The sequence below is a fragment of the Streptomyces solicamelliae genome (assembly GCF_045348655.1).
In the GTDB taxonomy this organism is placed as follows: Bacteria; Actinomycetota; Actinomycetes; order Streptomycetales; family Streptomycetaceae; genus Streptomyces; species Streptomyces solicamelliae.
On sequence record NZ_CP160404.1, the window covers coordinates 4,329,484 to 4,347,701 of the forward strand.

19 protein-coding genes are annotated in these 18,218 nt (G+C 73.5%); 13 read left to right on the forward strand and 6 right to left on the reverse strand.

Annotated features, from left to right (window positions below):
• Window positions 1-73: 73 nt before the first annotated feature.
• The 4 genes from ABZO31_RS20260 to sucD all read left to right on the forward strand — a co-directional run bounded on the left by ABZO31_RS20260 (window position 74) and on the right by sucD (window position 4,293).
• The gene (locus ABZO31_RS20260) at window positions 74-925 is read left to right on the forward strand and encodes a hypothetical protein (protein WP_406862634.1); all 852 of its coding nucleotides are present in this window, start codon (window positions 74-76) and stop codon (window positions 923-925) included.
• A 61-nt stretch (window positions 926-986) separates the two neighbouring features.
• Window positions 987-1,778, forward strand: a complete 792-nt coding sequence (locus tag ABZO31_RS20265; RefSeq protein ID WP_406862635.1) for a hypothetical protein — start codon at window positions 987-989, stop codon at window positions 1,776-1,778.
• Between the two features lie 430 nt (window positions 1,779-2,208).
• Window positions 2,209-3,387, forward strand: a complete 1,179-nt coding sequence (gene sucC / locus ABZO31_RS20270; protein ID WP_265867563.1) for an ADP-forming succinate--CoA ligase subunit beta — start codon at window positions 2,209-2,211, stop codon at window positions 3,385-3,387.
• A 21-nt stretch (window positions 3,388-3,408) separates the two neighbouring features.
• Entirely contained in the window at window positions 3,409-4,293 is an 885-nt protein-coding gene (gene sucD / locus ABZO31_RS20275) for a succinate--CoA ligase subunit alpha (protein ID WP_406862636.1), read from the forward strand.
• A 91-nt stretch (window positions 4,294-4,384) separates the two neighbouring features.
• Here the strand turns inward: sucD and ABZO31_RS20280 are convergent, their stop codons facing one another.
• Window positions 4,385-5,767, reverse strand: a complete 1,383-nt coding sequence (locus ABZO31_RS20280; protein WP_406862637.1) for a sigma factor-like helix-turn-helix DNA-binding protein — start codon at window positions 5,765-5,767, stop codon at window positions 4,385-4,387.
• A gap of 120 nt (window positions 5,768-5,887) precedes the next feature.
• Between ABZO31_RS20280 and ABZO31_RS20285 the strand changes: the two genes are divergently transcribed.
• Entirely contained in the window at window positions 5,888-7,372 is a 1,485-nt protein-coding gene (locus tag ABZO31_RS20285) for a DUF6350 family protein (protein ID WP_406862638.1), read from the forward strand.
• Here ABZO31_RS20285 and ABZO31_RS20290 read toward each other — a convergent pair.
• Window positions 7,369-8,049, reverse strand: a complete 681-nt coding sequence (locus ABZO31_RS20290) for a hypothetical protein (RefSeq protein ID WP_406862639.1) — start codon at window positions 8,047-8,049, stop codon at window positions 7,369-7,371. The two genes, ABZO31_RS20285 and ABZO31_RS20290, sit on opposite strands and share 4 nt — an antisense overlap.
• Window positions 8,050-8,267: 218 nt before the next feature.
• Here ABZO31_RS20290 and purN point away from each other — a divergent pair, with 218 nt between their 5' ends.
• From purN to ABZO31_RS20305, 3 genes are all read left to right on the forward strand, one after another.
• Window positions 8,268-8,885 carry a phosphoribosylglycinamide formyltransferase gene (gene purN, locus ABZO31_RS20295; protein ID WP_406862640.1) on the forward strand — a complete coding sequence of 206 codons (618 nt, stop codon included), beginning with the start codon at window positions 8,268-8,270 and terminating at the stop codon, window positions 8,883-8,885.
• Window positions 8,872-10,425 carry a bifunctional phosphoribosylaminoimidazolecarboxamide formyltransferase/IMP cyclohydrolase gene (gene purH / locus ABZO31_RS20300; RefSeq protein WP_406862641.1) on the forward strand — a complete coding sequence of 518 codons (1,554 nt, stop codon included), beginning with the start codon at window positions 8,872-8,874 and terminating at the stop codon, window positions 10,423-10,425. The genes purN and purH overlap by 14 nt, the downstream gene beginning before the upstream one ends.
• 110 nt (window positions 10,426-10,535) lie before the next feature.
• Window positions 10,536-10,994: a hypothetical protein gene (locus tag ABZO31_RS20305; RefSeq protein ID WP_406862642.1), complete on the forward strand. Its 459-nt coding sequence runs from the start codon at window positions 10,536-10,538 to the stop codon at window positions 10,992-10,994.
• 65 nt (window positions 10,995-11,059) lie between these two features.
• Here the strand turns inward: ABZO31_RS20305 and ABZO31_RS20310 are convergent, their stop codons facing one another.
• The 4 genes from ABZO31_RS20310 to ABZO31_RS20325 all read right to left on the reverse strand — a co-directional run bounded on the left by ABZO31_RS20310 (window position 11,060) and on the right by ABZO31_RS20325 (window position 14,343).
• The gene (locus ABZO31_RS20310) at window positions 11,060-11,392 is read right to left on the reverse strand and encodes a hypothetical protein (protein WP_406862643.1); all 333 of its coding nucleotides are present in this window, start codon (window positions 11,390-11,392) and stop codon (window positions 11,060-11,062) included.
• Entirely contained in the window at window positions 11,374-12,705 is a 1,332-nt protein-coding gene (locus ABZO31_RS20315) for a serine/threonine-protein kinase (protein WP_406862644.1), read from the reverse strand. The genes ABZO31_RS20310 and ABZO31_RS20315 overlap by 19 nt, the downstream gene beginning before the upstream one ends.
• Entirely contained in the window at window positions 12,702-13,463 is a 762-nt protein-coding gene (locus ABZO31_RS20320; protein WP_406862645.1) for an FHA domain-containing protein, read from the reverse strand. Before ABZO31_RS20320 ends, ABZO31_RS20315 begins: the two co-directional genes overlap by 4 nt.
• Before the next feature lie 130 nt (window positions 13,464-13,593).
• Window positions 13,594-14,343, reverse strand: a complete 750-nt coding sequence (locus ABZO31_RS20325) for an RDD family protein (RefSeq protein WP_406862646.1) — start codon at window positions 14,341-14,343, stop codon at window positions 13,594-13,596.
• A 258-nt stretch (window positions 14,344-14,601) separates the two neighbouring features.
• Here ABZO31_RS20325 and ABZO31_RS20330 point away from each other — a divergent pair, with 258 nt between their 5' ends.
• From ABZO31_RS20330 to ABZO31_RS20350, 5 genes are all read left to right on the forward strand, one after another.
• Complete coding sequence (locus tag ABZO31_RS20330; RefSeq protein WP_406862647.1) at window positions 14,602-15,468, forward strand: bifunctional methylenetetrahydrofolate dehydrogenase/methenyltetrahydrofolate cyclohydrolase; 867 nt, start codon at window positions 14,602-14,604, stop codon at window positions 15,466-15,468.
• A gap of 19 nt (window positions 15,469-15,487) precedes the next feature.
• Complete coding sequence (locus ABZO31_RS20335) at window positions 15,488-16,015, forward strand: DUF3017 domain-containing protein (RefSeq protein WP_406862648.1); 528 nt, start codon at window positions 15,488-15,490, stop codon at window positions 16,013-16,015.
• A gap of 343 nt (window positions 16,016-16,358) precedes the next feature.
• The gene (locus tag ABZO31_RS20340) at window positions 16,359-17,348 is read left to right on the forward strand and encodes a malate dehydrogenase (RefSeq protein ID WP_406862649.1); all 990 of its coding nucleotides are present in this window, start codon (window positions 16,359-16,361) and stop codon (window positions 17,346-17,348) included.
• A gap of 113 nt (window positions 17,349-17,461) precedes the next feature.
• Window positions 17,462-17,707 (forward strand): helix-turn-helix transcriptional regulator, encoded by a 246-nt coding sequence (locus ABZO31_RS20345; RefSeq protein WP_406862650.1) that lies wholly within the window; start codon window positions 17,462-17,464, stop codon window positions 17,705-17,707.
• Window positions 17,707-18,216: a hypothetical protein gene (locus ABZO31_RS20350; RefSeq protein ID WP_406862651.1), complete on the forward strand. Its 510-nt coding sequence runs from the start codon at window positions 17,707-17,709 to the stop codon at window positions 18,214-18,216. The genes ABZO31_RS20345 and ABZO31_RS20350 overlap by 1 nt, the downstream gene beginning before the upstream one ends.
• Window positions 18,217-18,218 lie beyond the last annotated feature (2 nt).

An 18,218-nucleotide genomic window follows, 5' to 3' on the forward strand; every position in this document is an offset into this window, starting at 1 on the left:
TGCGAGCATCGGGCCGCATACGCCGGAACGCCCCGTTCCGTGCCGCCTCCTCACCCTGCCTCAGGAAGGCCCCGTGTCCCCCGCAGTCGCCCTGCCGCACCCTGCCCCGCGCCCCGAGCGCGCCGGGGCGCTGCGGCGCGCGCTGGGGATCCTGGTGTTCCTGGGCGGACTTCTCCTCCTCGGGCTCGCCTTCGGCGGTCGCGCGGAGGCCGCGGAGCCGGTACCGCAGCCGGTCCGGCAGCAGGTGTCGGCGGCCGTCGCGGAGACCGGCCGGGCCGTGGAGGAGGCGGCCGGGTCCGTCACCGCGCCGGTAGGCACGCGGCCGGCGCTGCAGCAGGCGGAGACGTACGCCGGGCAGGTCGTGAACGAGACGGTCACGGCGACCCGGTCGGCCGCCGCGCCCGTGGAGGACGCGCTGCGCGAGACGGTGCACGCCACGCTGGACCGGGCCGCGCAGGCGCCGGTCGTCCGCGACGTCACCGAGGCCGTGGGGGACGTGCGCGACCCCGCGCCCGCACAGGTACCTCCCGGGCTCCCGGACCTTCCGGCGCAGCCGGCGTCCCCGCAGCCCGCGCCGTCCGCCGCCGCGCAGGCGCAGCCCGAGGCGGCCGTGCCCGGATCCGTACCGGCGGCCGCGGCCGTCCGCCACCTCCTCGTCGTCGAGAACGGCATCGGGCCGCACGCCGCCGCGACCGCGGCCTCCGCTTACGAACCGACCCCCGCCCCCACCCACGACCCGGCCCCCGGCCGGCCCTGCGGGGCCGTCGCGGCCGGACAGTCCGGCGCGCCGCGCGGCGGGGACGAGTACCCGGCGACGCTGCCCGCGCGCACCCCGTGCGGCGGCCCGGTCCGCGGCGCGACGCTGCCCGCGACCGTCGCCGTCCTCCTCGACCGCGCCGACGACGTTCTCGAGTTCCCCGGCTAGAGCAGGCCGCTTCCCCGCCTGCTCGCACCAAAGCCGAAGAATTCGAGAAAGAGACTTTCCCGTGAACCAGAACCTCCGTCGTTCCCTCGCCGTCGCCGCGACCGCCACCGGCATGTGGGCCATCGGTACCGCCGCCGCCCACGCCTCCGAGCTGCCCGTCGACGTCCCTCTGGCCAAGCCGGACCTGACCCCGGACACCACCCCCGACGCGGACGGCGGCCTGCTCGACACCGTCACCGGCGTGACCGGCGCCGTCCAGGACGTCGTCGAGCTCCCGCAGGCCGCCGTCCCCGCGGCGAAGCCCGCCGTCCAGGCCCCGACCGTCCAGGCCCCGTCCGTGGGCGTCCCCTCCGTCGCCACGCCGTCCCTCGGCGCCCCGTCCCTCGACGCCCCGTCCGTGGGCGACGACGAGGTCGACTACCTCTTCGGCCCGCTCTCCGCCTTCACGACCGAGGTGGAGCGCACCCCGGCCCACGTCGGCGACCTGCAGGCCCAGGCCGCCCCGGTCGTGGCCGGCGCCTCGCAGGACGTGCTGCCGCCCCTCGCGGCGCGCGCCGTCGCCTCCCTGCTCCCGGTCGCCGGCCTGGCCCTCAGCGACGCCGGCACCCTGGCCGGCGGCGTCGTCACCGAGGTCCCGCGGTTCGCCGACGGCGTCACCGGCGCCGTCGCGCCCGTGGTCACCGCGGTGACCGACCAGGTCCAGCCGGTCGTCCAGGGCGTCGGCGGCAGCGCCACCGGCCTCACCGGCGCCGTGACCGACGGCGCCACCCCGCTCGCCGGCAACGCCGTCTCCGGCGTCCGCAGCGTCGCCGTCACGGTCACCCCGGACTACCTCCCGGGCTACGGCGGCTGATCCCCCTCCCGTGGTGGCGCCCGGCCCCGCCGGGCGCCACCACGGATTCCGCAGCCCGTCACCACCCGCCCGGCCCTCTCCCACCGCACTGAGGCCCATATCACATCCCGGCGCGCTCGCACCTCACCCTGAGGACCGGCGCGTCGTGAGGCTCCCAAAGGCCGTCCCCCGCCTGGCACAAGAGGCCGGGGGCCGCCTGCCCCCGCCCCTACGGAACGCCCCGCGGCGCCCACGGTCTGTGACCCGTATCACCGCCTGGTCGGTACCTGCGATTTAGGGACCCACGTCCGGCAGGGATAACCTGCGAGACGGACATGCCGCGTCCACGGACACCGTGTACGCCTCCCTTGTGACAGCGTAGTCACGTTGCCCTCCGCGGCACGCCCACGCAGACAACGAACCGCGATCATCAGAAAAGGGACGGACGCGCGTGGACCTGTTCGAGTACCAGGCGAGGGACCTCTTCGCCAAGCACGGTGTACCGGTGCTGGCCGGTGAAGTGATCGACACGCCTGAGGCGGCGCGCGAGGCCACTGAGCGTCTCGGCGGAAAGTCGGTCGTCAAGGCGCAGGTGAAGGTCGGCGGCCGCGGCAAGGCCGGCGGCGTCAAGCTGGCCGCCACCCCGGACGAGGCCGTCGCCCGCGCGACGGACATCCTCGGGATGGACATCAAGGGCCACACGGTCCACAAGGTGATGATCGCGGAGACCGCTCCGGAGATCGTCGAGGAGTACTACGTCTCGTACCTCCTCGACCGCACCAACCGCACCTTCCTCGCCATGGCCTCCGTGGCCGGTGGCATGGACATCGAGGAGGTCGCCGCGACGACCCCCGAGAAGCTCGCGAAGGTGCCGGTCGACTCCAACAAGGGCGTCGACATCGTCAAGGCCCGCGAGATCGTCGCCCAGGCGCAGTTCCCGGCCGAGGTCGCCGAGAAGGTCGCCGAGGTCCTCGTGACCCTGTGGAAGACCTTCGTCGCCGAGGACGCGCTCCTCGTCGAGGTCAACCCGCTGGCCAAGGTCGCCTCCGGCGACATCCTGGCCCTCGACGGCAAGGTGTCCCTCGACGAGAACGCCGACTTCCGTCAGCCCGAGCACGAGGCGCTCGAGGACAAGGCCGCAGCCAACCCGCTCGAGGCTGCCGCCAAGGCCAAGGGCCTCAACTACGTCAAGCTCGACGGCGAGGTCGGCATCATCGGCAACGGCGCCGGCCTGGTCATGTCGACCCTGGACGTCGTCGCGTACGCCGGTGAGAACCACGGCGGCGTGAAGCCGGCCAACTTCCTCGACATCGGCGGCGGCGCCTCCGCCGAGGTCATGGCGAACGGCCTGGAGATCATCCTGGGCGACCCGGACGTCAAGTCCGTGTTCGTCAACGTCTTCGGCGGCATCACCGCCTGCGACGAGGTCGCCAACGGCATCGTCCAGGCCCTGGAGCTGCTCGCCTCGAAGGGCGAGGAAGTCACCAAGCCGCTGGTCGTGCGCCTCGACGGCAACAACGCGGAGCTGGGTCGCAAGATCCTGTCGGACGCCAACCACCCGCTCGTGCAGCGCGTGGACACCATGGACGGCGCGGCCGACAAGGCCGCCGAGCTCGCGGCTGCGAAGTAAGGGACAGGGGAAACCACAGCCATGGCTATCTTCCTCAACAAGGACAGCAAGGTCATCGTCCAGGGCATGACCGGTGCCACGGGCATGAAGCACACCAAGCTCATGCTGGGTGACGGCACCAACATCGTCGGTGGCGTGAACCCCCGCAAGGCCGGCACCGTCGTCGACTTCGACGGCACCGAGGTCCCGGTCTTCGGCACCGTCGCCGAGGCGATGAAGGAGACCGGCGCCAACGTCTCGGTCCTCTTCGTCCCGCCGGCCTTCGCCAAGGCCGCCGTGGTCGAGGCGATCGACGCCGAGATCCCGCTCGCCGTCGTCATCACCGAGGGCATCGCCGTGCACGACTCCGCCGCGTTCTACGCGTACGCGGTGGAGAAGGGCAACAAGACCCGCCTCATCGGCCCGAACTGCCCCGGTCTCATCACCCCGGGCCAGTCGAACGCCGGCATCATCCCGGGCGACATCACGAAGCCGGGCCGCATCGGTCTGGTCTCGAAGTCCGGCACGCTGACGTACCAGATGATGTACGAGCTCCGTGACATCGGCTTCTCCTCCGCCGTCGGCATCGGTGGCGACCCGGTCATCGGCACCACGCACATCGACGCCCTGGCGGCCTTCGAGGCCGACCCGGACACCGACCTGATCGTCATGATCGGCGAGATCGGCGGCGACGCCGAGGAGCGTGCGGCCGACTTCATCAAGGCGAACGTCACCAAGCCGGTCGTCGGCTACGTCGCGGGCTTCACCGCGCCCGAGGGCAAGACCATGGGCCACGCCGGCGCCATCGTCTCCGGCTCCTCCGGCACGGCCCAGGCGAAGAAGGAGGCCCTCGAGGCCGCCGGCGTCCAGGTCGGCAAGACGCCGACCGAGACCGCGAAGCTGGCGCGCGCGATCCTCGCGGGCTGAAGCGCAGCGGCCTGACCGCACAGGCACAGGTGGGCCCCGCTCCCGGACTTCCGGGGGCGGGGCCCACCCGCGTACTCACCGGCCCACCGGCTCACCGCGCCAGCGGCACCAGCCGCTCCGGCCCGTGGTGCGGCAGCGAGCGCAGGGCGTCGCGCAGCTGCTCGTCCTCCTTGTCCAGCCGCTCCGGTCCGCCGTGCGCCGGCACGCCCTCGACGGCCTGCCCCGGGGCGAGTTTCGGCAGGTACTGCGTGGGCGCGGTGTGGAGCGTGAACGCCGTCGCGCCGATCAGCGCCGCGGTCAGGACGTACGTCGAGCGGGTGAACAGCCTGGTGCGGCGCTCGCTGCCGCCGCGCACCGCGCGCGCGGGCGCGAGGGAGACCGTCGGGGCCTCCGCCACCAGCGTGCGCAGCCGCTCGTGCAGCGCGTCCGGATCAGCCAGTTCGGGGATCCGGCGGCCGATGGAGTCGCGGGCGTAGATGAGGCGGTTCGCCGCCGCCGGGGTGCTCGCCTCGGTCTCGGCGGCCGTCTCGGGCAGGTCCAGGCCGAGGCCGTCGTACAGCAGCACGGTGCGGCGGTACGGCGGGGGCAGCTCCAGGAGGGCCTGCAGGATCGCCCGGCGGCCGGCCTCGGTGGGCGGGGCGTCGGGGTGCCGGTGGGCGCGGCGCAGCCGGTGCCAGGGCGAGAGCGCGTACTCGTACGCCGCGGCCCGCACCCAGCCGACCGGGTCCCGGTCGACGGCGACCTCGGGCCAGTGCATCCAGGCGTGATGGAACGCCCGCTCCACGGACTCCCGGGAGAGCCGGCGCCGCCCGGTGAGCAGATAGGTCTGATGCACAAGACCGGGCGCGGCGAACGCGTAGAGCTCGTCGAACGCGCCCTCGGGGGTGAGCGGGGGCTCGTCGGGCGGGGCGGGGACGGGCGGTTCGGGGACCGGCGGGGCGGGTGCCGGCTCGGCACGGGGGGCCTCGGAGCGCTCAGGAGCCGCCTCCGGAGCCCGTACGGCCTCGGCGGTCCGTACGGTCTCGGGCACGGCCTCGGCGGTCCGTACGGTCTCGGGCACGGCCTCGGCGGCGCGTACGGCCACCGGCGCGCGTACGGCGGCCTCGTCCGGCTCCGGGGCCGGTTTCAGGTGCTCCTGGCGGTCCTCGCCGTCCTCACGGTCCTCGTGACCCTGCTGGTCCTCGGGCGGGGCCGGGGGCGGGGACGTGCGGGGGTGGGTAGCCGGGCGCCTGGGGGGCTTGCGGGTGCGCTTCGGGGGCTCGGGCTCGGGCTCCTCCGCCCTCAGCAGCTTCGCGTACGCCTCCCGCTTGCGCCCGCGGGGGCTCGAGCGGCCGGTCTCCCAGGAGCGGACGGTCGCCCGGGTGACGCCCAGCGCCTCGGCGACCTGGTCCTCGGTCAGCGCCTTCGCCTCGCGCAGCCTGCGGCGTTCCTTGGGGGAGGGCAGGGAGTCGGAGCGTGCGGTGCCCTGGCTCATGGACGACGACCTCCCGGAGCGCTGCACTGGCCGTAAAAGCACATAAATGTATCTTGAACGACACAACGGACTATTGCCTGTTACGCCACAAAAGCGCGTGTCGTTGGCAGCATGGGGCGGGTGACCCATCTCACCGAGCAGGCCCCCGCGCCCGCGACCAACGCCCTTGTCCGCGGCGGCCGTTCCGCCGTCCTGGCCGGTGCCGTGGTGCGCGGCGGAGTCGCCGCCGGGCTGGGCCTGGGCGCGCTCGCGGTGCTGGTCACGGTGCTGTGGATCAGCTCGCCGTACCCCGACAGCGGCCCCGGCGGGGCGCTGCACGTGGCCGCAGGCCTGTGGCTCCTCGCGCACGGCGTGGACCTGGTCCGGACCGACACCCTCACCGGTGTGCCCGCGCCGCTCGGTATCGCCCCGCTGCTGCTCGTCGCGCTGCCGGGCTGGCTGGCGCACCGGGCCGCGCGCGACGTGATGGAGGCGGAGGACGGCCGCCCCCGGCTGGCGGCGGCCGGCGCGGTGGGCGCCGTGACCGGCGGCTATCTGCTGGTGGGCGCGGCGGTCGTGCTGTACGCGGCGGCCGGCCCGTTCCCCGCGGACCCGCTCGCGGCGGTGTTCTGGCTGCCCGGGGTGACCCTCGCGGCGGCGGGCGCGGGCGCGTGGACCGCGAACGGCCGGCCGATCGCGCCGCTGGCCCGGCGGGTGCCGCGCGTCGGCGTGGCGCTGCGGTCGGCGGCCGTGGGGCTGCTGACGCTGCTGGCCGGGGGCACGGTCCTGGTCGCGGCCTCGTTGGTCTGGCACGCCGCGGCGGCCGGGGACGCGTACACGGGCCTCGCGGGCGAGTGGTCCGGGCGGCTCGCGCTGGCGCTGCTGATCCTGCTGCTGCTCCCGAACGCGGCGGTGTGGGGCGCGGCGTACGGCCTGGGGCCGGGCGTGATGCTGGGCACGGGCGCGGTGGCGAGCCCGTACGTGGTCACCGGGACCCCCGTCGTACCGGCCTTCCCCCTGCTCGCCGCCCTGCCGCAGCCGGGGCCCGTCATGTGGGCGCACTGGCTCGCGACGGCGGTGCCGCTGGCGGCGGGCGTCGCGCTCGGCCGGCGTACCGGACGGGTGGCGACGACCTGGACGGCGCGGGCCACGACGTGGACGACCCTCCAGGCCGCGGGCCTGTGCGGGGTAGTGATCGCCCTGCTGGCGGCGGCGTCCGGCGGGCCGCTGGGCGTGGCCCGGCTCGCCGCGTTCGGCCCGGTGTGGTGGGCGACGGGCCCGGCGGCGGCGCTGTGGACCGCGGCCCTCGGCGTCCCGGTGGCGCTCGGTGTACGGGCCTGGGCCCGCCGCGCCGACGCGACGGCGGCGGAGGAGGAGCCGACGGCGGCCGACCCGGAGCCGACGCCCCTCGTGCCGCCCGCGGCCGCCGTCCCCGCCCCCGAGCCGGAACCGCCGGCCGAGGACCCCTACGAGCCCTACGACCTCTTCCCGGCGGCCTGGGAGACCCCGGCGTCCGGAGAGGCGCGTCCGGAGACCCCGCCGGAGCAGGAGCCTCTGCCGGGGCCGGAGACCCCGCCGGAGCAGGAGCCACCGGCGGCACAGCCGGCGGCTCCCGACGCCGGCTAGACCCGGTTGCTCTCCTCGAAGAGCTTCTGCCACGGCTCCGGCAGCTGCTGGGTGCAGGACTGGCGGCCGGTTTCGGTCAGGGCGTCCTCCACGCAGGTGAAGTAGTCGCTGTACACCAGGCGGAACACGAAGCCCGTCGTCACGATCAGCAGCGCCAGCACCGCCGTCACCAGTCCGCTGATCGCCGCCCTGCGCTGCGGCTTGCGGGACGTGGCGCCCGCGGGCGGCTGGGGTGCGTCGGGCTCCGGCGGCTTCGGCTTGGCGCGCAGCGAGCTGATGCCCCAGTACAGGGCCAGCGCGCCGAGCAGCAGGGCCAGCTCGGAGAGGCTGAAGATCGCGAAGAAGAACGCCCACATGCCCGCGAGCAGCGCGTACCGCGCCCGCCGCTGCGCCGGGTCCGTCGGGTCCCACTTCAGGCCGGGGCCCTCCGGCGGACCTTCGGGCCCGCCGCCCTGGCCGCTCTCGGGGCGGCGGCCCCAGCCGGCCGAGGAACGGCCCGGCTGGCGGCTGCTCCAGCGGCGGGAGGAGTCCGGGGCGTCACCGGAAGGGGCGCTGTCGTCGTCCGCGCCCTCCGGCCGCCGCGGCTGCCAGGGCTGGTCCGGCGCGCCCTCCGGCGGCGGCGCGAACGGATTGTTGTCGTCCGTGGACTGGCGTTCCGTACGGCGGCGGTCCGGCATGTGGTGAACGTCTTCCCTCTGTCGTCGCGGCGAGGCGCTGGGCGTGTCGTCGTCCGGCGTCGTCTGCAGACGCTACCCCCCGGCCACGCCCCCGTCCCCCGGGGGCCGTCCGGTGTGCCGGTATCGTTGCTGACGGTCGGACCCTTCGTAGGGTTCCCCGTATCCAGGGATGCGATTCGTTCGTACGACCGCACAAACACCACGGAAAGAGTGACCCAGTGGCTGCCGCCCGCCTTGTCGTCCTGGTCTCCGGGTCCGGTACCAATCTGCAGGCCCTGCTCGACGCGGTCGCCGCGGACCCCGAGGGGTACGGCGCGGAGCTCGTCGCGGTCGGTGCCGACCGCGACGGCATCGCCGGTCTGGAGCGCGCCGAGCGCGCCGGACTGCCGACCTTCGTCTGCCGGGTCAAGGACCACGCGAGCCGCGAGGAGTGGGACCGGGCGCTGACCGAGGCCACGGCCGCGTACGAGCCCGACCTGGTCGTCTCGGCCGGATTCATGAAGATCGTCGGCAAGGAGTTCCTCGCCCGTTTCGGCGGCCGGGTCGTCAACACGCACCCCGCGCTGCTGCCCAGTTTCCCCGGAGCGCACGGCGTGCGCGACGCCCTCGCGTACGGCGCGAAGGTCACCGGGTGCACCGTCCACTTCGTCGACGACGGCGTCGACACCGGCCCGATCATCGCCCAGGGCGTGGTCGAGGTCCGGGACAGTGACGACGAAGCCGCTCTGCACGAGCGCATCAAGGAAGTCGAGCGCTCGCTGCTCGTCGAGGTCGTGGGGCGTCTCGCCCGCAACGGCTACCGCATTGAGGGACGAAAGGTTCATGTCGGTGAATAAGCCCATCCGTCGCGCGTTGATCAGTGTCTACGACAAGACGGGCCTGGAGGAGCTCGCCAAGGGGCTGCACGAGGCCGGAGTCGAGCTCGTCTCCACCGGCTCCACCGCCTCGAAGATCGCCGCGGCCGGCGTCCCGGTCACCAAGGTCGAGGAGCTGACCGGCTTCCCCGAGTGCCTGGACGGCCGGGTCAAGACCCTGCACCCGCGGGTGCACGCCGGCATCCTCGCCGACCTCCGCCTCGACGCGCACCGCGAGCAGCTCGCCGAGCTGGGCGTGGAGCCGTTCGACCTGGTGGTCGTGAACCTGTACCCGTTCCGCGAGACCGTCGCCTCCGGCGCGACCCCGGACGAGTGCGTCGAGCAGATCGACATCGGCGGCCCGTCGATGGTCCGCGCCGCCGCCAAGAACCACCCCTCGGTCGCGATCGTCACCAGCCCGGAGCGGTACGCGGACGTCCTGACCGCGGTCGCCGCCGGCGGCTTCGACCTGACCGCCCGCAAGCGGCTCGCCGCCGAGGCGTTCCAGCACACCGCCGCGTACGACGTGGCCGTCGCCTCCTGGTTCGCGGACGACTACGCGGCCGCCGACGACTCGGGCTTCCCCGACTTCCTCGGCGCCACCTACGCCCGCAAGAACGTGCTGCGCTACGGCGAGAACCCGCACCAGGGTGCCGCGCTGTACGTCGACGGCACGGGCGGCCTCGCCGAGGCGGAGCAGCTGCACGGCAAGGAGATGTCGTACAACAACTACACGGACACCGACGCCGCGCGCCGGGCCGCGTACGACCACGCCGAGCCCTGCGTGGCGATCATCAAGCACGCCAACCCCTGCGGCATCGCGATCGGCGAGGACGTCGCCGAGGCGCACCGCAAGGCGCACGCCTGCGACCCGCTGTCCGCGTTCGGCGGCGTGATCGCGGTCAACCGCCCGGTGTCGGTCGCCATGGCCGAGCAGGTCGCCGAGATCTTCACCGAGGTCATCGTGGCCCCCGGCTACGAGGACGGCGCGGTCGAGGTCCTCGCCAGGAAGAAGAACATCCGCGTCCTGAAGGCCGACGGCGCCCCGGCCAACCCGGTCGAGGTCAAGCCGGTCGACGGCGGCGCGCTGCTCCAGGTCACCGACCGCCTCCAGGCGGACGGCGACGACCCGGCGAACTGGACCCTCGCGACCGGTGAGGCCCTGTCCGCCGAGGAGCTCGCCGAGCTGGCCTTCGCCTGGAAGGCGTGCCGTGCGGTCAAGTCCAACGCGATCCTGCTCGCCAAGGACGGCGCCTCGGTCGGCGTCGGCATGGGCCAGGTCAACCGTGTCGACTCCGCGAAGCTCGCCGTCGAACGGGCCGGCGAGGAGCGCGCCCGTGACGCGTACGCCGCGTCCGACGCGTTCTTCCCCTTCCCCGACGGCCTGGAGATCCTCCTGGACGCCGGTGTGAAGGCGGTCGTCCAGCCCGGCGGCTCGGTCCGCGACGAGCTGGTGATCGAGGCCGCGAAGAAGGCCGGCGCCACGATGTACCTCACCGGCACCCGCCACTTCTTCCACTGATCCGCGGCACGGCCGGCCCGGGGCACCCTCGCACGTCCGAGTAACGCCCCGGGCCGGGCTCTCCCTACGGTCGTTCCTGTCCAGAACAGGAACGACCTCAGGGGGAGATCATGAGGAACACCACACGCCGTCGCTCCGTCGCCGCGCTGGCCGCCGGTGCGGCGCTCGGCGCGGTCCTGGCGATGCCGGGCACGGCGCAGGCGGCCGACGCGGACGGGTCCTGCAACGTGACCGAGTTCTGCGCCTTCTCCGGTACGGACCGGACCGGATCGGTCAGGCTGGACCGCGTCGGCAACTGGTCCGGGAGCGTCACCGGCATCCGTTCGCTGGCGAACAGGGGCACCGCGGAATGGAACGCGGACCACATCCGGTACTCGGGGTGGGCGAACTACGGCGACCACTACCGTCAGGTGACGGGGTGCCTCCACTTCGACGAGCCCGGCTCCGGCTGGACCGCCGGCTCCTGGGTGAACTTCCCGGCGCCCACGGCTCTCAACCGGGTCGAGTGGGGCGGCGAGTGCGGCTCCGGCGAGCCGACGATCAAGCTGGGACGCCCCATCTACGCGTGACGCCCGGGCCGGGGCCCGCACCCCACGGGAACGGGGTGCGGGCCCCGGCCGCGCCGGTGGTGGGGTCAGCACTCGCCTCGCCAGGTCACCGAGCCGCTCGTGCGGCCGGGGGAGGGGAAGTCGCCCCGCCCTTCCGCCGCGCCGTAGTGGAGGCAGGCGCTGCCGCCCTCCGCCGCCTCCGCCCGGTCGGCGCCGGTGACGCCCACCCCGAGGGTGAGCGCCACCGCGGCGAGGAGCGTGAGCAGCGTGGTGCGGGCGTGTGCGAACGACGCGGTCGGGATCCTCCTTGCGTACGAGTACGGGACGCGTACGGGCAGGGGTCCACGGTCCCGGGAACGGCCGCCGCGGCCGTACTCGGACGTCCCGAGGGTGCGGCGGGTCAGCAGGTCTTCGCCCACGTGTGGGACCGGACCCCCGGTTCGGCCGGGAGGTTGCGCCGGTCGCCCCTCTCCACGCAGCCCAGGCGGTTCTGCAGGCCGATCCGCGCGAAGTAGGCGACGCGGATGTAGCCGCCGGGGTCCGGTCCGCCGTTGTTGTACACGGAGCGGGGACTCGACGCGGCGGCCCAGGCGCAGTCGCTCACGCCGTCGAACCAGTCGGGGTCGTCGCCGTCCCAGGCGCACATCTCGCCGCCGCCTTCCGGCTCGGAGAAGAAGCAGACCGAACGGGACGCGCAGCGCTCGTAGCCGGACGCCTCGGGAGAGCCGGGCGGCCGCTCGTCCGGCAGCAGCGTCACCCCGAGGCCGGCCACCGCCAGGGCCAGGACGCCGCCCGCCGCCGCGAGCGCCCGGCGGCGGGGCCGGCGCGGGGGCCGGCCGGCGGCGGCCGCCCGTACGCGGGCCGACAGGGGCTCCGCCGTGCGGCCGGCGCGGCGGGCGCGGTCCTCGTGGGTGGCGCTCAGGCAGTCCGCGACGATCTCCCGCCACGCGGCCGGGAGTTCCGGCGACAGGCGCAGTTCCTCGGCGCCCCGCGCGTACCGCACCGCCGCGTCGCGGCGGGCCGAGGGGGTGCCGCCGGGCAGCGGGAGGCCGTCGGTGAGGACCAGGTGGGCGAGGACGCCGAAGGCCCACAGGTCGGCCGTGGGACGGATCCGGGTGCCGTGCTCGCCGAACTCGGACCACAGCAGCTCCGGCGGGGTGTAGTCGGCCGTCGCGAAGGCGGGGGAGTACGCGTGGGTGCCGTCCAGCTCGCTCGCCGTGCTGAAGTCCCCGAGCCGCGCCGATCCGTCCGCCATCAGCAGCACGTTCCCCGGCTTGAGGTCGCCGTGCACCCAGCCTGCGCCGTGCAGTTGTGCGAGGCCCTCGCAGACCTGCGCCAGCACCCGCGCCCGGTCCGTCGCCGACAGCCGCGGCAGCGCCGTCTGCAGCGACTCCGCCGCCTCCTCCAGGACGAGCACGGTCGCGCCGTCCAGTTCCGGGTGCGCCGGGTCGTCGACGGTCAGCGCCTCGTACATCCGGATCAGCCGCGGCGAACGCAGCCGGCCCAGCAGCTCCACCTCCCGCTCCGCCAGGTCCCGCAGATGGCGCAGCTGGCGCGGGGTACGGGTGCCGGTCGGCAGGAACTTCAGGGCCGCCCGCGGGGGGAGTTCCCCGGGCCCGGCGTCCCGGACCGCCGCGTACACGCTGCCGAACGCGCCCGCGCCCAGGGGGCGTTCCACGGTCCAGGGACCGACCCGGTAGCCGGTGGGAACGGCGAGCGGGTACGGGCTCACCGCAGCGTCCCGTCGGGCACTGTCCCGTTCGGCACCGCCAGCGCCGTCAGGTCGTCCTCGCGGACCAGGTCGAAGCGGAGCGCCAGGGACACCAGCGTCTCCTTCTTGCCGTTGAGCCGCGGACCGGTCTCGGCCTGGTCCGGGCCGGGCTTGAGACGGAGCTTCACCGCCAAGTAGTCGATGTTCCACTGCACGGCCGCCCGGTTGACGGCCGGCCACTGCGGGCGCAGCCGGGTGCAGACCTCCTCGACCGTGGGCAGCGGCGCGTGTAACTCGCCGCGCAGCCGGGCCTCGCACAGGGCGGCGAGGACGAGGAAGTACCGCTTGCTCCGGTCCAGCGGGAAGGCCAGGGCGGTCGGTTCGCCGCCGGCGCCGGGCGCCTCCGCCTGGACGTAGTCGTGGCGCGGCGCCCAGACCGCGAAGTCGAGCAGCTCGCGGCCGGCGGGCAGCACGACCCGCGCGAACTCGAAGGGGATCGGCGCCTCGACGCGCCCCGGCGCGACCTTCACGTGCTCGCCCGCACCCTCCGGGTTCTCCACGACGTACGTCGCGCCGCCGCTGAAGTTGCTGAGCGCCCAGTACGTCCCGGTGGCGGTGATCTCGCCGGCGGTACGGGACACCCCGGGGTGCCCGAGCCCCAGGTGCGGGCGTCCGCAGACGGGGGCGACGCGGCCGAAGTGGAGCCGCTCGCCGGGGGCCAGCCGCAGCTGGTCGGCCGGGCTCGTGGCGTGTGCGGGCACCACGATGATGCTGTGCATGGCGAGCTTCCTTTCCCCGAGGTGTGGGCGCCAGGGTAGGAAGCGGCGATAAACGAACGCAGAACGCGCGAAGGCCCACCGGTCTCCGGACCGGTGGGCCTTCGCGTGAAGCGGTGAAGCGGTGGAGCGGTTACTTCTTGATGACCAGCGTGCCGGCCGCACGGTCGTGCCAGCCCTGCAGCTTGCCGGAGTTGTCGAAGAACGGGGAGACGAAGACCAGGATCTGGCCGATACCGCAGAGGAAGGAACCGACGATCGGGATGACCCAGCGGATGAAACCGCCGCCCAGACCCGGCTTCTGACCGGTGTTCTCCTTGATGACGCGCAGGCCGAGGGCCATCTTGCCGAGCGTGGCGCCGACGAAGGCGATCATCAGCCACTCGTAGAGCATGGTGGCGATGGCGAGCAGGAGGAGCACGCCGAAGAGGGCGGCGATCATGCCGCCCGCGGCCTCGCCGGCCTGCTGCGCCGCGTTGTTGATGCAGGTGTCGTACGCGGGGGACAGCGGGTCCATGCCCGAGCAGTCGTCGATGGACTCCGTCGCGCCGACCGCGCCCGCCAGGCCGATCGCCGTCAGGACCCAGTAGATGATGCCGATGGCGACCCAGTCGATCAGACGGGCACCGAAACGCGCACCCATCGAGGCGACCTGGACGGTGCCGAGGACCGGCACGTTGATGTAGCCGTTGTTGGCCTGCAGCGTGCCCGGCGCCTGCGGGGCGGCGCCGTACGGCTGCGCCGGCTGCTGCTGCGGGTAGCCGTAGCCCTGCTGGGGCGGCACGCCCGGCTGCTGCGGCTGCTGCTGCGGGTAACCGTAACCGGGCTGGCCGCCCTGCTGGGGCTGCTGCCCGTACGGGTTGTTCGGGTCGCCGAAGCTCATGTTGGGGTCTTTCCTCCGTTGCGGGGACGACGCGGCCACCAGGAGGAAACAAGCAGAGTGAAGATGTTGCGGTGCGCCCCCCGGCAGTGCCCGCGGCACTGTTCGGACCCCATCGTCATAAGTGGGGCGTAAGTTTGTCCAGCCGGAATGCAGATGTGTTGCAGGAGTGCAACCGCGAACCCGGTCGATACGGGCGTGACCGACATCTCCCGATGTCCGGATTGGAACATGGGCGGGGTCATCCGGGAGGATGGCCGTATGAGCGCGCAGATCCTCGACGGCAAGGCCACCGCGGCCGAGATCAAGTCCGACCTGGCCACCCGGGTGGCCGCCCTGAAGGAGCAGGGCTTCACGCCCGGCCTGGGCACGATCCTGGTCGGCGACGATCCGGGCAGCCAGAAATACGTCGCCGGCAAGCACCGCGACTGCGCGCAGGTCGGCCTCGCGTCCATCCAGCGCGAACTCCCCGCGACCGCCACGCAGGAGGAGATCGAGGCGGTCGTCCGCGAGCTCAACGAGGACCCGGCCTGCACCGGCTACATCGTGCAGCTGCCGCTCCCCAAGGGCATCGACGAGAACCGCGTCCTGGAGCTGATGGACCCGGCGAAGGACGCCGACGGCCTGCACCCGACCAACCTCGGCCGCCTCGTCCTGAACGAGCCGGCGCCGCTGCCCTGCACCCCGAACGGCATCATCCAGCTGCTGCGCCGGCACGGCGTGGAGATCAAGGGCGCGGAGGTCGTGGTCGTCGGACGCGGTGTCACCATCGGCCGCCCGATGCCGCTGCTGCTCACCCGCCGCTCGGAGAACGCGACCGTGACGCAGTGCCACACCGGCACCAAGGACCTGGCCGCGCACCTGCGCCGGGCGGACATCATCATCGCCGCCGCGGGCGTGCCGCACCTGATCAAGCCGGAGGACGTGAAGCCGGGCGCGGCCGTCCTGGACGTCGGCGTCTCGCGCGACGGCGAGGGCAAGATCCGCGGCGACGTGGACCCGGGCGTGACCGAGGTCGCCGGCTGGATCTCCCCGAACCCGGGCGGCGTGGGCCCCATGACGCGGGCGCTGCTGCTGGTGAACGTGGTCGAGGCGGCGGAGCGCGCGGCCGCGGCCGCGGCGCACTGACGTGAAGGGCGCGACCCCGATGCCGACGGATCCGGAGCCGGAGACCGAGAAGGCGACGGAGAAGGACAAGGCGACCGAGACGCCGGAGGCGACGGAGGCGGAGACCGCGGAGCCGGGTGCCTCCGGTGACGCCCCCGTGTCCGCCGCACACCGGTCGCGGCGGCCGCCGGCCGTCACCACGGACACCGCGCGGCCCGAGGGCGGCGGCCGGGCCGCCCCCGGCGACGCGCCCGCGCCCGCCCGGCAGTGGCCGCTGCTGACGGTGCTCGGCCTCGCCGCGCTGGGGCTGCTGATCGTCGGTACGGACCTGTTCGCGCAGTCCTTCCGGGTCGGCTCGATGCTGGTCGGGGTGGCCCTGCTCACCGGGGCCGTACTGCGCCGGACCCTGCCGTCCGTCGGCATGCTGGCGGTCCGCTCCCGGTTCACCGACATGGTCACGTACGGGGTCATGGGCACGCTGATCGTGCTGCTGGCGCTCATGGTGCAGCCCGACCCGTGGCTGAAGATCCCGTTCCTGGAGGACGCCCTCCACCTGACGATCACCTGAGCGCACCGCGCACGCGGAAACGGCGCCCGTCCTCTCCCCCGAGGGAGGACGGGCGCCGTCTTCGATCAAGGGTCATGTACGTGCCAACAGTCGATCAAGGCGCGTAGCGCCCTGTGGCACGGAAGTGACCATTCCGCTACGTCGCCCGGGGCGCCACGGAAGGGTGGCAGTGAGCCGCACCACAAGGGGGAGGGGGTGTGAGCGGTCCCGGTTCGGATAGCCTGACCGCTGGATATCTCTTCACGTCGAGACACCGATCGATCGTGTGATCGATCGTCGATCAGGGGAGGCATCCGGATCAGGGGCAGGGACCCCCACCGCCAGCTGTCTTACGGAGATCGCCATGACCCGCACTCCCGTGAATGTCACCGTGACCGGCGCCGCCGGTCAGATCGGCTACGCGCTGCTCTTCCGCATCGCCTCGGGCCACCTGCTCGGCGCGGACGTGCCGGTCAAGCTGCGCCTCCTCGAGATCCCGCAGGGCGTGAAGGCCGCCGAGGGCACCGCCATGGAGCTCGACGACTGCGCCTTCCCGCTGCTCAAGGGCATCGACATCTTCGACGACCCGAACAAGGGCTTCGAGGGCGCCAACGTGGCCCTGCTCGTGGGCGCCCGCCCGCGCACCAAGGGCATGGAGCGCGGCGACCTGCTCGCCGCCAACGGCGGCATCTTCAAGCCGCAGGGCCAGGCCATCAACGCCCACGCCGCGGACGACATCAAGGTCCTCGTCGTCGGCAACCCGGCCAACACCAACGCGCTGATCGCCCAGCAGTCCGCCCCGGACGTCCCGGCCGAGCGCTTCACCGCGATGACCCGCCTGGACCACAACCGCGCCCTCTCGCAGCTGGCGGCCAAGACCGGCGCGTCGGTCGAGGACATCAAGCGCCTCACCATCTGGGGCAACCACTCCGCGACCCAGTACCCGGACATCTTCCACGCGGAGATCGCCGGCAAGAACGCCGCCGAGGTCGTGGCCGACGAGGCGTGGCTGGCCGACACCTTCATCCCGACCGTCGCCAAGCGCGGCGCCGCGATCATCGAGGCCCGCGGCGCGTCCTCCGCCGCCTCGGCCGCGAACGCCGCCATCGACCACGTCCACACCTGGGTCAACGGCACCGCCGAGGGCGACTGGACCTCCATGGGCATCCCGTCGGACGGCTCCTACGGCGTCCCGGAGGGCCTGATCTCCTCCTTCCCCGTCACCTGCAAGGACGGCAAGTACGAGATCGTCCAGGGCCTGGACGTCAACGCGTTCTCCCGTCCCCGCATCGACGCCTCCGTCCAGGAGCTCGTCGAGGAGCGCGACGCGGTCCGCGAGCTCGGCCTCATCTGAGCCCGCTACTGACGTAACACCGCACCCCCGGCCGGTACTTCGGCCGGGGGTGCGGTGTTTTTCCGTGCCCGGCCGAGTTGTGGATCTACTCTCGGATGTAGTACTTCTTATACATGAGCGAGCAGGTGCACAACAGGCTCTCGGCCGTCAGGGCCGAGCGGAAGGTGTCGCGGCAGGCACTCGCCGAGGCAGTGGGCGTCCACTACCAGACCATCGGCTACATCGAGCGCGGCCAGTACAACCCGAGTCTCGACCTGGCCCTGAAAGTGGCCCGGTACTTCGAGCTGCCGGTGGAGGCGCTGTTCTCCCTGGAGCCGTTCCAGCCGCTCACCGCCGAGGTCTACGGGAGGAAGAAATGATGACGACCGCGACGCGATTCGACCGGCGCATGTACGCCGTCATGAACAACCGGGCCGGAGTGGCGCTGTACGCCACCCCCGCCCGCCGCCGCGCCGTCGTCGGCGCGCACGTCGCGCTGACGGCCGTGGCCGTCGTGGCCTGGAACGCGGCCGTGTTCCAGGCCGAGTTGACCGGGGTCATCGTCGTCCTGGCCGTCCTGCTGCCCTGGATGGTCGCGACCGGGGCGATCAACGGCGCCACCCGCGGCCTGCTCGAACTGCGCGGCCGGATGCTCGACGAGCGGCAGCTCGTCGAGCGGGACCGGGTCCGGGCGCTGGCGCACCGCCTGACCGGGTGGCTGCTGCTGGCCGGGACGGCCCTGCTGGCCGTCCTCACCGTGTCGGACATGGTGGACCCGGGCGGGCTCGCGCTGCCGCTGATGGTCGCCGTCTTCGCCGCGCACCGGCTGATGCCCCTGTGGGTCGCCGGCCTCCGCGTCACGGACGAGCCCGCCGACGACGACGCCTGACC

Coding starts and splice junctions, on each gene's coding strand:
- ABZO31_RS20340 (WP_406862649.1), top strand. CDS start 16,359: ATGACCCGCACTCCCGTGAATGTCACCGTGACCGGCGCCGCCGGTCAG.
- ABZO31_RS20320 (WP_406862645.1), bottom strand. CDS start 13,463: ATGCACAGCATCATCGTGGTGCCCGCACACGCCACGAGCCCGGCCGAC.
- ABZO31_RS20335 (WP_406862648.1), top strand. CDS start 15,488: ATGCCGACGGATCCGGAGCCGGAGACCGAGAAGGCGACGGAGAAGGAC.
- sucD (WP_406862636.1), top strand. CDS start 3,409: ATGGCTATCTTCCTCAACAAGGACAGCAAGGTCATCGTCCAGGGCATG.
- ABZO31_RS20350 (WP_406862651.1), top strand. CDS start 17,707: ATGACGACCGCGACGCGATTCGACCGGCGCATGTACGCCGTCATGAAC.
- purH (WP_406862641.1), top strand. CDS start 8,872: ATGTCGGTGAATAAGCCCATCCGTCGCGCGTTGATCAGTGTCTACGAC.
- ABZO31_RS20345 (WP_406862650.1), top strand. CDS start 17,462: ATGAGCGAGCAGGTGCACAACAGGCTCTCGGCCGTCAGGGCCGAGCGG.
- ABZO31_RS20305 (WP_406862642.1), top strand. CDS start 10,536: ATGAGGAACACCACACGCCGTCGCTCCGTCGCCGCGCTGGCCGCCGGT.
- ABZO31_RS20325 (WP_406862646.1), bottom strand. CDS start 14,343: ATGAGCTTCGGCGACCCGAACAACCCGTACGGGCAGCAGCCCCAGCAG.
- ABZO31_RS20290 (WP_406862639.1), bottom strand. CDS start 8,049: ATGCCGGACCGCCGCCGTACGGAACGCCAGTCCACGGACGACAACAAT.
- ABZO31_RS20330 (WP_406862647.1), top strand. CDS start 14,602: ATGAGCGCGCAGATCCTCGACGGCAAGGCCACCGCGGCCGAGATCAAG.
- ABZO31_RS20280 (WP_406862637.1), bottom strand. CDS start 5,767: ATGAGCCAGGGCACCGCACGCTCCGACTCCCTGCCCTCCCCCAAGGAA.